We start from the raw sequence: 11,985 nt of genomic DNA, 5'->3' as shown, positions 1-11,985 counted from the left end.
TTGTGAGGGAGACCCCCGCACCGAAACGGTGCGGGGGTTTTCTGCGTTCGGGTCAATTACGCTCGACGACATGCGCCATGACCTCGTGATCTTCGACAATGACGGAGTGCTCGTCGACAGCGAGCCCATCTCCAATCGGCATCTGGCCGCTTATCTGACCGAGTTGGGACACCCGACCTCCTACGAGGACTCGATACGGGACTACATGGGCTCGGCGATGCACCGGATCCATGAACTCGTGCTGGAGCGGACCGGGCAGCGGCTGCCGGACGACTTCGACGACGTCTTCCACGCGCGCGTGTTCGCCGCGTTCGAGCGGGAGCTGCAGCCGGTGGCGGGCGTGGCCGGCGTACTGGAGAAGCTGGCGGCCGACGGGGTGCCGTACTGCGTGGCCTCTTCGGGCAGCCATGCGCGGATCCGGGTCGGGCACCGTACGACCGGGCTGGACCGGTGGTTCGCGGAGGAGCGGATCTTCAGCTCGGAGGACGTGGGGCGGGGGAAGCCGGCCCCCGACCTCTTCCTGTATGCGGCGGAGCGGATGGGTGTGGCGCCGGAGCGGTGCGTGGTCGTGGAGGACTCTCCACTGGGCGTGCAGGCGGCCCTGGCGGCCGGGATGACCGTCGGGTTCACCGCGATGACGCCGGCGGAGAAGCTGGCGGGAGCCGATGAACTCTTCTCCTCCATGGGCGAGTTGGCTGACCTGGTGGTCTGACGGAAGCCATCGCCCGGTGCCTGACAATTGTCACGCGGACGTCCGGACGATCGTTTCTACTCGCGGACCCCCTGTGGCGGCGAAGCTGAGGGCATGACGAAGAACACGGGGAACACGGCATTCGACAACTTCCGTCCGCTGCTCCTGGATGTGGCGGTGCCGCTCGGCTCGTACTACCTCTTCAAGGACGCCTTCGGGATGAGCACCTTCGCCGCTCTCGCCTGGAGCAGTGTGGTGCCGGCGGTGCGGACCGGGTGGGGCCTGGTGAAGGAGCGGGCGGCCAACGGGCTCGCGCTTCTCATCCTGGTCGTGAGCGTCGTGAGCCTGGTGCTCAGCTTCGTCTCCGGCGACCCGCGGCTGATGCTCGCCAAGGACGGCGCGGTCAGCAGCACCGTCGGTATCGGCATCCTGGTGTCCGTGTGGCTGGGGAAGCCGATGATGACCGCCGGTATGAAGCCGTTCCTGGTGAAGAAGGACATGGCCAAGGAGGCGGCCTGGCAGCGGCTGCTCTCCGGGCGGTCCGTCCGGTCCGCGGCCTTCCGGCGCAAGGAGCGAGTCTTCTCCTCCGTCTGGGGTGGAGCACTGCTCCTGGAGTGCGTCAGCCGGATCCTGGGCGCGTACACCCTTCCCGTGGACACGATGGTGTGGCTCAGCACCGTCTTCCTGATCGGCTTCATGGCGGTCGCGTTCGTCGTCAGCGGTGGCCTTGCCGTCGAGCCGATGGAGAAGATGCTCGCCGCCGAGGCCGACGAGACCGAAGACAGTAAAGCTGAGGGAAATTCATCTTTGGCTGGATCTACCCACAGGTAGCCCGGGGCCCTACGCTCGCCGCCATGACTGATGTGCTGCGGCGCGGTAGGGCCTCGCTGGCGTTCAGCTTCTTCGCTCAGGGCGCCACCTTCGCCCTGCTGGTGACGCGGATCCCCGCCATCCAGGACCGGTACGGCGTCTCCGACGCGCTGCTGCCGGTCTTCCTGGCCGCCGTGCCGGTCCTGGCCGGAGCCGGCAGTGTGACCACCGAGCAGCTGGTGAAGCGCATCCGGCCCAGTCGGCTGCTGCGCTGGTCCCAGCCGGTCGTGCTGCTGGCGCTGCTCGGCGCCGGGGCGGGCGGGCACATCGCGGAACTGGCGCTGGCGCTGGGCGCGTTCGGGCTGGCGGTGGGCGCGCTGGACGCCTCGATGAACATGCTCGGGGTCAGCCTGCAGCGGTCGTACGGGCGCAGCATCATGCTCAGCTTCCATGCCGCGTACAGCCTGGGCGGGATCCTCGGAGCCTCGCTGGCGTGGGTCGGGGCGCACTGGCATCTCGCGCTGTGGGTGTCGTACCTGCCGGTGGTGGCCGTGCTGCTGCCGGCGACGCTCGTGGGGAGCCGGTGGTACGTCGACGGGGATCCGGCAGCCGTGGGGGAGGAGCAGGGCCAGGGCGCCGGTGTCGTCTTCAAGCTGCTGCTGCCGCTGTGCCTGGTGATGACCTTCGCCTACATCGGGGACTCGACCGTCTCCAACTGGAGCGCGAAGTACCTGAAGGACGTGCTGGGCAGCTCGGAGCAGCTGGCGACGGTGCCGTACAACGTGTACATGGTGACGACGCTGCTGGGGCGGGCCATCGGGGACCTCGGGGTGCGGCGGTTCGGGGCCGTGGCGGTCGTTCGGCTCGGGACGCTGGTGGCGGCCGGCGGGTTCGCGGTGGTGGCCTCGGCGCCCGGGGCGTGGGTCGGGATGCTCGGGTTCACGATGCTGGGGTTGGGGTTGTGCGTGCTGGTGCCGCAGACGTTCGCGGCGGCGGGGCGGCTGTTCCCTGGTTCTTCGGATGCGGCCATCGCGCGCCTGAACATTTTCAATTACGTCGGTTTTCTGATCGGTTCGCCGTTGGTGGGGGCGCTGGGCGATGCCTGGAGCTATCGCGGCGCCATGCTCGTGCCGATGGTGTTGGTGCTGGTGACGTTGGTGTACGCCAGGTCGTTCGCGGCTCAACCGGACCGATACGGTGGCGGGCATGAGCGGCCGCGCACAGCTGATGTGGGACGAGGCAGTAACGGGCTATGACTTCGGCCCGGATCATCCGATGGATCCGGTCCGGCTGGCACTGACCCGGAAACTGGTGGGTGCCTTCGGGCTCGACCGGGAGATGGAGGTCGTCGCGGCCAAGCCGGCCGGGGAGTCGACGCTGCGGCTGGTCCACCGGCAGGACTACATCGACGCGGTGAAGGCCGCGTCGGCCGATCCGGCGGCGGCGGACGTGTCGTACGGGCTCGGCACCCTCGACGATCCGGCGTTCGCCGGGATGCACGAGGTGTCCGCGCTGATCGCCGGGCAGTCGGTGGGGGCGGCGGAGGCGGTGTGGCGCGGGGACGCCGAGCACGCCGTGAACTTCGCGGGCGGGTTGCACCATGCGATGCCCGGCGGCGCGTCGGGATTCTGCGTGTACAACGACGCCTCGCTGGCCATCGCCCGCCTGCTGGAGCTGGGGGCCGAGCGGGTCGCGTACGTGGACGTCGACGTGCATCACGGGGACGGGGTGCAGGCGGCGTTCTGGGAGGATCCGCGGGTACTGACGATCTCGCTGCACGAGCACCCCCGTACGTTGTTCCCCCAGACCGGGTGGCCGGAGGAGACCGGGGCGGACTCCGCGGAGGGTTCGGCCGTGAACGTGGCGCTGCCGGCGGGGACCGGGGACGCGGGCTGGGTGCGGGCCTTTCACGCCGTGGTGCCGGAGCTGCTCGCGGAGTTCCGGCCGCAGGTGCTCGTGACGCAGCACGGGGCGGACACGCACTTCGAGGATCCGCTGGCGCATCTCGCCGTGTCGCTGGACGCGCAGCGGGCCGTGCAGGTGGCGTGCCATGAGCTGGCGCACGAGCACGCCGGGGGGAAGTGGGTCGCGCTCGGGGGCGGTGGGTACGCCGTCGTCGACGTCGTACCGCGGTCGTGGACGCATCTGGTGGGCATCGCGGCGGGCAGGCCGGTGGCGCCGGAGACGATGATTCCCGAGGAGTGGCGGCAGGACGTGTTCGCTCGGACCCGGCAGTTCGGACCGCAGCGGATGACCGACGGGCGGTGGCCGGTGAGTTGGGCGTCGTGGGAGTCGGGCTACGACCCCGCGGACCGCCTGGACCAGGCGGTACGGGCCACTCGTCGGGCGGTGTTTCCGCTGCGGGGGCTCCTCCCCTGACCCGACCCGGCGCCGCGGCCACTCGGCCAGTCGGCCACTCGGTCACTCGGCCACTCGGCCGCCTGCGGCCGGGCGGCCGCCCGGTCTCGTCCGTGGGCTCTGCAGGTGCCGCTCGTGGGCTGGGCGGGCGTTTAGGCCAACCGTGCCCATTTTTCCGGATTTCCCGCCGTCCCCGGCCTCCGTACGTCACCATCGCACCCATGTCGACCAGCGGAGCTCTGCGTGCGCATCTGCTGGCTGCCGGGCTTGCCGGGGTGGTGGGGACCTCGCGGGAGGACAGTCTGCGGAGTTATCGGCTGTTCGCGGCCCGGGATCCTCGGGCGCTGATCGGGATCGATCCCGAAGGGGCCTGGGGGCAGCCGGAGTTGCTCGAGCTGATGGCGGAGAGGTGCGGGGTGTCCGGCGATCCCCGGCACACGTCGGGACCGGACGTGATCGATCCGGAGCGGACGCTGGCCGGGCTGGACGCCTTCGCGGGCCGGATCCGGGAGGTGGCCAGGCGTGGCGCGCCCGTGTTGTTCGGGACCGGGCACCCGCAGCGGCTGCTCGGGTTCTACGCAGGCTTGGCGGACGCCCTCTCGGCGGCGGGGTGTGACGTGCTCACCCCCGCGCAGGGTCGCCGTGTCGACATATTGACCCGGTTCGGTCTACGTACGCGTGCACTGGGCTACGCGCGAGGAGTCGGGTTGGTGCGGAGGACCGACGGTGGGCGCCCCGGTTGTGAGCCCGGCGTGCACAGTCATTCGCCGCTGCCGGTTCGGGTCGTGCTGGAGGCCGCGGCGGCGGCCGGAGGGCCGTTGCCCGAGTTGGTCGTGGGGGATCACGGGTGGGTCTGCGGTGCTGGTCAGCTGGGGTTCGAGGCCATCGGGCTGGCCGACACGGACGATCCGGCGCCGTTCGTGGGGGAGGCGGAGGGGCGCGTGTCCGTCGTCGTTCCGGTTGATGACGCCGTGCGGTCCGAGTACTACCGGCCGCTCATCCGCTACGTACTCAAACGAGCGTGTCTGTCACAGTAGGCCTGCGATGGGTGCACCTCTTCCCCACTTGCATCACCCGCCCCTACATTGGGGAGTGAGCACGCAACGACGAAGAGTCACCGGAAGGGGAAGCCGGTGGCCGTCGAGTGCGGAAGGTTCAGGTGTGTCATGGCTGCAGCTGACGAGAGGCCTCTGAACGAGGTCGTGTTCCTTACCGTGGCGGAGGTCGCCTCGGTGATGCGAGTGTCGAAGATGACCGTGTACCGCCTGGTGCACAGCGGTCATCTGCCCGCGATCCGGGTCGGGCGGTCGTTCCGTGTCCCGGAGCAAGCGGTACACGAGTACCTCCGTGACAGCTATGTGGGGGTGGAGACGGCCTGACGGCAATCCCAGGGTGACCCCCGGGTGACCCCGGGTACCCCCCTCGATTACGACCTTGGCGCTCGGTTGGGTAGGCTAGCCCCTCGTAGGTCGTGTGGGCCCATGGCGCCCAAACAACCGAGTGATGAGAAGTGAGCGAGGGTAGTCGTGGGCTCTGTTATCAAGAAGCGGCGCAAGCGGATGGCCAAGAAGAAGCACCGCAAGCTGCTCAAGCGCACGCGCGTTCAGCGTCGCAACAAGAAGTAAGCGACGCCGCGAGAGCGTGTCAGCGCGTATCTGTGGCCTCCCAACGGTACTGAGGTACTGCTGGGGGGCCACAGGCGTATCCGGGCACCCGTCACGGCCCTGCCTTGCATATTCCGATGAGTGAATTTCCGTCACTTCGTGCATCGGGTGGTCATCACAGCGCAACATCGACCCGCTAGGTTGGCCGTACGCATCACGTACGAGGGAAGGCGCTGATCTTGGGGAAGGTCGTGCTCGTCACCGGAGTCGCCCGGCAACTGGGCGGCCGGTTCGTACGGCGGATCCAGCGGGATCCCGAGGTCGACCGGGTGATCGCCGTGGACGCGGTGCCTCCGGCGCACCACCTGGGCGGCGCGGACTTCATCCAGGCCGACATCCGGCAGGCCACGATCGCGCGGGTGCTCGCCGAGACGGGCGCCGACACGGTCGTCCACATGGACGTGACCGGCACGGCACTGGGCAGCGGCAACCGGGCCACGGTCAAGGAGACCAACGTCATCGGCACCATGCAGCTGCTCGGCGCGTGCCAGAAGTCGCCGGCCGTGAAGCGGCTGGTGGTGAAGTCCAGCACCAACGTGTACGGCTCCGCACCGCGGGATCCGGCCGTCTTCACCGAGACGACCCCGCCCAAGTCGCTGCCGAGCGGCGGCTTCGCGAAGGACGCCGTCGAGGTCGAGGGGTACGTGCGCGGGTTCGCCCGGCGACGGCCGGACGTCGCCGTGTGCGTGCTGCGGTTCGCCAACATCCTCGGGCCGGCCGCCGACACCCCGCTCGCCTCCTACTTCGCGCTGCCCGTCCTGCCGACCGTGTTCGGCTACGACCCGCGGCTGCAGTTCGTGCACGAGGACGACGTCGTGGAGGTGCTCAGGATCGCCTCGCACGAGCCGCGCCGGGGCACCCTCAACAGCGGCACGTTCAACATCGCCGGGGACGGGGTGCTGCTGCTCTCGCAGTGCTCCCGGCGGCTCGGGCGGCCCACCGTGCCGCTGCTGCTGCCAGCGGTCACCTGGGCGGGTTCGCTGGTGCGTACGCTCGGTATGACGGACTTCTCGCCGGAGCAGATCCGGCTGCTCACGCACGGGCGGGTGGTGGACACCGTGCAGATGCGCGAAACGCTGGGCTTCACGCCCAGGTACACCACGGCGGAGACGTTCGCGGACTTCGCGCGCGTCCAGGGCCCCGGTCTCGTGCCGCCGGAGGTCCTCGCGGGGGCCGTCGACCGGGTGGCCGCGCTCGCCGCGAGGGGCGGCGACCGGCCCACGACGCACAGCGCCGACAGCGCCAACTGAGGAGAGCGGCAACAATGGCGGACGCCAAGGTCATTCCGTTCGACGACGACCGGTCCCGCGGGAGCGCCGCACAGCGCCCGGCGCGGCGCCGCGGCACGGGCAGCCGGCGCGGCGGTCTCGGCGAGACCGGGACCGGATCCGGGGAGATGGGTGAGGTCCAGCCTCTGCCCGGGCGGACGCGGACGCGCGAAGATGGGCCCGTGAGCCGCGACAGGAAGCCGCAGGAGCCGCTGGAGCGGCGGCCGGGTGCCGGCGGGCCCGGCAGCGGCCTGGAGCGGCGCGTGGCGGCCGGGCTGGCGTTCCTGCGGCGCCGGCTCACCGGGGAGTACGACGTCGACGACTTCGGTTTCGACGAGGAGCTGACCGACCAGGTCCTGATGTCGCTGCTGCGGCCGGTGTACGAGAAGTACTTCCGGGTCGAGGTGAAGGGCATCGAGAACATCCCGGCGAAGGGCGGCGCGCTGATCGTCGCCAACCACTCCGGGACGCTGCCGCTGGACGGGCTGATGATGCAGGTCGCGGTGCACGACCATCATCCGGCCGACCGTCACCTGCGGCTGCTGGCGGCCGACTTGGTCTTCGTGCTGCCGGTGGTCAACGAGCTGGCCCGCAAGCTGGGGCACACCCTGGCCTGTGCGGAGGACGCCGAGCGGCTGCTGGCCCAGGGGGAGCTGGTCGGGGTGATGCCGGAGGGGTTCAAGGGCATCGGGAAACCTTTCAGCGAGCGGTACAAGCTGCAGCGGTTCGGGCGGGGCGGGTTCGTGTCGACCGCGCTGCGGCAGGGGGCGCCGATCATTCCGTGCTCGATCGTGGGGGCGGAGGAGATCTACCCGATGATCGGCAACGCGAAGACGCTGGCGCGGGTGCTGGGGTTTCCGTACTTCCCGTTGACGCCGACGTTCCCGTGGCTCGGGCCGCTCGGGGCGATTCCGCTGCCGACGAAGTGGACGATCCAGTTCGGGGAGCCGATTCCGACGGACGGGTATCCGGCGGAGGCGGCGGAGGATCCGATGCTGATGTTCAACCTGACCGATCAGGTGCGGGAGCAGATTCAGCACACGCTGTACAAGCTGTTGGTGCAGCGGCGGTCGGTGTTCTTCTGATTCCCTGCCCACCCGCCCGCCCGACTCGGTTGGCTGGGAGGGCGCCGTGGAGGGCGACCTGCCGGCCCGGCGTTGTTCGGGCACCCGGCGCCTGTCCGACCTTGGCTTTCCCACCCGCCCGCCCGTGACTGGCCGCTGGGAGGGCGCTCGACAGGCCCGAGTGGGCGCCGCCCGACAGGGCCGCGCGGGCCACCCGACAGGCATGCGTGGGGGTGCCTGACAGGCCGCGTGCGGTACGTCGTCTGACAGGCCGCGTGCGGTACGCCTGGCAGGCCGTGTGGGGTGCGCCTGGCAGGCCGTGTGGGGGCGCCCTGCTCGGGAAGGGCGCCCCCACTGTCGTAGCCGTACCGCCGCTAGTGCGTCTCCTCGCCGTCGATGCCCAGGCCCGGCAGGAGGCCGGGGAGGAGCGGGGGGAGGGTGACGTCGGGGGCGGGGGTCGGGGACTTGCTGGTGGGCGGGGTGCTGCTGCCGGTGCCGGTCTTCGGTGGCTCCAGCAGGCCGCCCGTGTCGCCGCCGATGAGGCCCATGCCGCTGCTGCCGGTGGCCGAGCCGCTCGGGTCGCCTGGGCGTGCGTGCTTGCCGGAGGACGGGGTACTGCCGGAGGAGCTCGGCGCCGTCGACCGGTGGCCCCCGGAGGAGCCGGAGGATGCCGAGCCGGAGCCCTGCCGCTTGCCGTCGCCGCCCTGGGCGGGCGACTGCGGGAGCAGGGACTGCAGCGGGGCGACCTCTTGGTCTATGGCGTCGAACACCGACGAGACCTGCTGTTTGACGTCTCCGAGCTGCACGGGCAGCTTGTGGCTCAGCGCGGTCCACACCTCGCGGTGGGCGCGGGAGAACGTGGACAGGGCCTGGATGGGACCGAGCGACTGGGGGTCGGCCTCGTAGGCCTCGTGGAGCAGGCGGTGGCCCTCGGTGACGTCCTGCTGCATGCCCGAGAGCGTGCGGCGGATCTCGCTGATGGACTCGTGGTCGAGGTGTCCGCCGCGGCCTCGCTCCATCAGCCGGCGGGCCTCGCTGAGCCGGGTGGAGGCCTGGTCCAGGTAGGTCTGGCCGCGTTGGTCGTCGCCGTTGGTCAGGTAGTTGAGCTTGAAGTCCTCGATGCCGCGTTTGAGGCCGTAGAGGGAGTCACCGGGCAGGGCGTCCGAGCTGGCGGCGGCGACTCCGCCGAAGGCTCCCGCGGCCACGCCCACGCTGAGCCCGCCCGCCGCGAGCCCCTTGGTCAGCCGGGAACGCGGGCGGAGCTTGCCCAGCGGGCTCGCCCGGTGCGCCCCCCGCGACCGCGAGGAACGCTGTCCCGGTACCGACGCGTCCGCCGCCCCCGTGCCCTCCTGGAGCATGGCCTCCATCGCGGCCACCAGCTGGGCGCGCTGCACGACCTTGACCTCGGGGTCGAGGTGCGGCCTGGGCAGCGCGCCGAGGTCCGCGGCCAGGGCCAGCAGCTCGCCCTGCTCGGTCTGTTCCTCGGCGGTCGGCGGGGAACCCGCCGGGTCTACGGACTGCTCGGCCGCCGTGTCCCGGTCGGACTGTTCTTCCAGGGCCTGGGCGAAGGCGTTCGCCCGCCGGTGCGCCGATACGTTCGCGATCACTGGCGGCACCTCCTCTCGTCATGACGGTCGACTCCCCAGGGGGTCCTGAGGGTTGCACGCCCGCGACCACTTCACACGATCGAGTGATCAGGGTCGGCCAGGACGTGACCACAGGGAGCCTGTATCCCGCACAACGACTGGCGCGGCACTTGGGTTACGGACGGCGGGGGCCCGGATCGTAAAGGCAACGCGCCTTCACGGAACGTGAGTTGGGTGTTGCCGAGAGTCGCCCCGGTTCAGCGGGCGTCGTCCGGCAGCAGACGGGCGAGCGTGCGTACGGCGCGGTACTGGAGGGTCTTGATGGCGCCCTCGTTCTTGCCCATGACGCGGGCGGTCTCGGCGACGGAGAGGCCCTGGAGGAAGCGGAGGGTCACGCATTCCTGCTGCTGCGGGTTGAGCCGGCGCACGGCGTCCAGCAGCGCGGCGTTCGACAGGGACTCCAGGACGGAGTCCTCGGGGGAGCGCTCGACCTCGTTGGCGTCGAGCATCTCGCCGGTGGTGACCTCCAGCCGGAAGCGGCTGGACTTGAAGTGGTCGGCGACGAGGTTGCGGGCGATCGTGACCAGCCAGGCGCCGAAGTCGCGGCCCTGCCAGGTGAAGGTGCCGATCCTGCGCAGCGCCCGCAGAAAGGTCTCGCTGGTGAGGTCCTCGGCCGTGGCCCGGCCGCCGACGCGGTAGTAGATGTACCGGTACACCGTGTCGCTGTACTGGTCGTACAGCCGGCCGAAGGCCTCGGCCTCGCCGGCCTGGGCGCGCTCGACCAGGTCCATCATCCGGGCGCTGTCGCTGTCCGCGGCCGGGCGGCGGGCGGTGGTGGCGCCGGCGGAGCGCCCTCGTCTGCCGACGGCCGCGCTGCTCTCGGCCAGTGCGTAGCACGGGCCGACGGGCGCGGCGGCGAGGGCGGGGACGGCGTACGCGGTGGGGACGAGGCCGCGCAGCGTCTCTTTGACCGTTGCGACTGTTGCGCGCAGCGTAGCCAGGCCCGAGGCGTCAACCCCGACGTGTGGGTACACGGGACTCCCAGAGGCAGAGCTTCCATCACGTGCAGTGCGGGACCGTTCACCCGTCGTAGCGACGGAGGGGTACCGGTTTGCGTCTGAGGAGAATAACGCTTCGTGCAGGCACTGCTACACCGAGTTGCTCAAATCATCGATTGCGTCGCTTCTGTTACCGATTGACGCCTCATCAAGTACCGCAGTCTGATCGGTTGTTGACCGAAATCCGGCCGCTTTCGGTGAGGTACAGGGCGTGTTGAAATGGCCGCGGCATAATCCGGGCGCGGAAGCGCCCGAAGAGGCGCGCGGCCCTGTTGGCGGGCGGGGCCCGCGGCTATGGCGCGGATGCGGGTGCGGCGACCGCGACCCCCCTGGGAGCGCGGGCTGTATCGATGTGCGGTCTCCGCCGCGCGGGCGCGACCGGCCCACCACGGGCCGTGGCCGGGTGACGGGCCGCAGTGCCACGGCGATCGGCCGCCGCGGCGCCGGGCTATCGCCGGCGTCGGCTCAGGGCGATGGCCGCCGCGGTGCCACCGGCCACCGCCCCCACCCCGGCCGCCGCCGGAATGCCCACCTTCGCCGCCTTGCGCCCCGTGCGGTAGTCCCGCAGGCGCCAGTCCTTCTCCCGGGCGTGCCTGCGCAGCTTGGCGTCGGGGTTGATCGCGTAGGGGTGGCCGACGAGGGACAGCATCGGGATGTCGTTGTGGCTGTCGCTGTAGGCCGCGCAGCGGGACAGGTCGAGGCCCTCCGCCGCGGCCAGGGCACGGACCGCCTCCGCCTTCGCCGGGCCGTGCAGCGGCTCGCCGACCAGCTTGCCGGTGTAGACGCCGTCCACCGACTCCGCGACCGTGCCGAGCGCGCCGGTGAGGCCCAGGCGGCGGGCGATCACCTGGGCGATCTCCACCGGGGCGGCCGTGACCAGCCACACCTTCTGCCCGGCGTCCAGGTGGGCCTGGGCCAGGGCGCGGGTGCCGGGCCAGATGCGGTCGGCCATGTACTCGTCGTAGATCTCCTCGCCGATCGACTCCAGTTCGGCGACCCGGTGGCCCTTGACGATGGACAGCGCCGAGTCGCGGGCGTCCTGCATGTGCTCGGGGTCCTCGACGCCGGCCAGCCGGAACCACGCCTGCTGCCAGGCGAACTTGGCGAGGTCGCGCGTCTCGAAGAACTTCCGCTTGTACAGGCCCCGGCCGAAGTGGAACAGCGCGGCGCCCTGCATGACGGTGTTGTCGAGGTCGAAGAAGGCAGCCGCCTTGTCGTCGCCCATGACGGGGAACTCCGGTTCCCGGTCGGCGACCTGCGGGGTCTCCTGCGCCTCCTGCGAGGACTTGCGGGCAGCCTCCGCCGAGGCCTCGCCTGCCAGCACGCTGCGCGCTGTGGCGGAGCGCCTACGGGGAGTGAGCCATCCGAGAGCGGCCATGGCGTGAGCATAGCCAGTTTGTTCGGTGCTTCCGGAGTTCAGAGGTTGGGTGTGTGTGAACTCTCCGCGACCGGGCCGTTAAAGGCCTGATCGGAAGCGTGCGCGGCG

The 11,985-nt window shown here is 70.7% G+C and carries 12 protein-coding genes; 9 read left to right on the top strand and 3 right to left on the bottom strand.

Going from position 1 to position 11,985, the window contains the following annotated elements; genetic code table 11:
* Nucleotides 1-70: 70 nt before the first annotated feature.
* The 9 genes from ABB07_RS17045 (at nucleotide 71) to ABB07_RS17005 (ending at nucleotide 7,876) form a co-directional block, all read left to right on the top strand.
* Nucleotides 71-712 carry an HAD family hydrolase gene (locus ABB07_RS17045; RefSeq protein WP_208899505.1) on the top strand — a complete coding sequence of 214 codons (642 nt, stop codon included), beginning with the start codon at nucleotides 71-73 and terminating at the stop codon, nucleotides 710-712.
* A gap of 93 nt (nucleotides 713-805) precedes the next feature.
* A complete protein-coding gene (locus ABB07_RS17040) occupies nucleotides 806-1,522 on the top strand; it encodes a VC0807 family protein (RefSeq protein WP_208899504.1) in 717 nt (238 codons plus the stop codon).
* Between the two features lie 23 nt (nucleotides 1,523-1,545).
* Nucleotides 1,546-2,757: an MFS transporter gene (locus tag ABB07_RS17035; protein WP_208899503.1), complete on the top strand. Its 1,212-nt coding sequence runs from the start codon at nucleotides 1,546-1,548 to the stop codon at nucleotides 2,755-2,757.
* Nucleotides 2,708-3,880: an acetoin utilization protein AcuC gene (locus tag ABB07_RS17030; protein WP_208899502.1), complete on the top strand. Its 1,173-nt coding sequence runs from the start codon at nucleotides 2,708-2,710 to the stop codon at nucleotides 3,878-3,880. Before ABB07_RS17035 ends, ABB07_RS17030 begins: the two co-directional genes overlap by 50 nt.
* A gap of 200 nt (nucleotides 3,881-4,080) precedes the next feature.
* Nucleotides 4,081-4,896, top strand: a complete 816-nt coding sequence (locus ABB07_RS17025) for a phosphatase (RefSeq protein WP_208899501.1) — start codon at nucleotides 4,081-4,083, stop codon at nucleotides 4,894-4,896.
* Between the two features lie 129 nt (nucleotides 4,897-5,025).
* Nucleotides 5,026-5,238 (top strand): helix-turn-helix domain-containing protein, encoded by a 213-nt coding sequence (locus ABB07_RS17020; RefSeq protein ID WP_159045602.1) that lies wholly within the window; start codon nucleotides 5,026-5,028, stop codon nucleotides 5,236-5,238.
* A gap of 147 nt (nucleotides 5,239-5,385) precedes the next feature.
* Nucleotides 5,386-5,484, top strand: coding sequence for a 30S ribosomal protein bS22 (locus ABB07_RS17015; protein ID WP_003948845.1), 99 nt, complete (start codon nucleotides 5,386-5,388; stop codon nucleotides 5,482-5,484).
* 218 nt (nucleotides 5,485-5,702) lie between these two features.
* A complete protein-coding gene (locus ABB07_RS17010; RefSeq protein WP_208899500.1) occupies nucleotides 5,703-6,773 on the top strand; it encodes an NAD-dependent epimerase/dehydratase family protein in 1,071 nt (356 codons plus the stop codon).
* Between the two features lie 14 nt (nucleotides 6,774-6,787).
* A complete protein-coding gene (locus ABB07_RS17005; protein ID WP_208899499.1) occupies nucleotides 6,788-7,876 on the top strand; it encodes a lysophospholipid acyltransferase family protein in 1,089 nt (362 codons plus the stop codon).
* Nucleotides 7,877-8,229: 353 nt separating this feature from the next.
* On the opposite strand, the gene ABB07_RS17000 is transcribed toward ABB07_RS17005, so the two are convergent.
* The 3 genes from ABB07_RS17000 to ABB07_RS16990 all read right to left on the bottom strand — a co-directional run bounded on the left by ABB07_RS17000 (nucleotide 8,230) and on the right by ABB07_RS16990 (nucleotide 11,877).
* Nucleotides 8,230-9,462, bottom strand: coding sequence for a DUF5667 domain-containing protein (locus ABB07_RS17000; protein WP_208899498.1), 1,233 nt, complete (start codon nucleotides 9,460-9,462; stop codon nucleotides 8,230-8,232).
* A gap of 236 nt (nucleotides 9,463-9,698) precedes the next feature.
* Nucleotides 9,699-10,475 carry an ECF subfamily RNA polymerase sigma factor, BldN family gene (locus tag ABB07_RS16995; RefSeq protein WP_208899497.1) on the bottom strand — a complete coding sequence of 259 codons (777 nt, stop codon included), beginning with the start codon at nucleotides 10,473-10,475 and terminating at the stop codon, nucleotides 9,699-9,701.
* Nucleotides 10,476-10,947: 472 nt separating this feature from the next.
* On the bottom strand, nucleotides 10,948-11,877 hold the full coding sequence (locus ABB07_RS16990) for an HAD family hydrolase (protein WP_208899496.1): 930 nt from the start codon (nucleotides 11,875-11,877) through the stop codon (nucleotides 10,948-10,950).
* Nucleotides 11,878-11,985: the final 108 nt, after the last annotated feature.

Source organism: Streptomyces incarnatus, assembly GCF_001027185.1.
Lineage (GTDB): Bacteria > Actinomycetota > Actinomycetes > Streptomycetales > Streptomycetaceae > Streptomyces > Streptomyces puniciscabiei.
The sequence above is the reverse complement of the archived record's forward strand: the minus strand, read 5'-3'. Positions and strand labels throughout refer to the sequence as shown.

What these genes read in the sequence shown, in the direction of transcription:
- ABB07_RS17045 (WP_208899505.1), top strand. Translation starts at nt 71, where the DNA reads ATGCGCCATGACCTCGTGATCTTCGACAATGACGGAGTGCTCGTCGAC.
- ABB07_RS17040 (WP_208899504.1), top strand. Translation starts at nt 806, where the DNA reads ATGACGAAGAACACGGGGAACACGGCATTCGACAACTTCCGTCCGCTG.
- ABB07_RS17035 (WP_208899503.1), top strand. Translation starts at nt 1,546, where the DNA reads ATGACTGATGTGCTGCGGCGCGGTAGGGCCTCGCTGGCGTTCAGCTTC.
- ABB07_RS17030 (WP_208899502.1), top strand. Translation starts at nt 2,708, where the DNA reads ATGAGCGGCCGCGCACAGCTGATGTGGGACGAGGCAGTAACGGGCTAT.
- ABB07_RS17025 (WP_208899501.1), top strand. Translation starts at nt 4,081, where the DNA reads ATGTCGACCAGCGGAGCTCTGCGTGCGCATCTGCTGGCTGCCGGGCTT.
- ABB07_RS17020 (WP_159045602.1), top strand. Translation starts at nt 5,026, where the DNA reads ATGGCTGCAGCTGACGAGAGGCCTCTGAACGAGGTCGTGTTCCTTACC.
- ABB07_RS17005 (WP_208899499.1), top strand. Translation starts at nt 6,788, where the DNA reads ATGGCGGACGCCAAGGTCATTCCGTTCGACGACGACCGGTCCCGCGGG.
- ABB07_RS16990 (WP_208899496.1), bottom strand. Translation starts at nt 11,877, where the DNA reads ATGGCCGCTCTCGGATGGCTCACTCCCCGTAGGCGCTCCGCCACAGCG.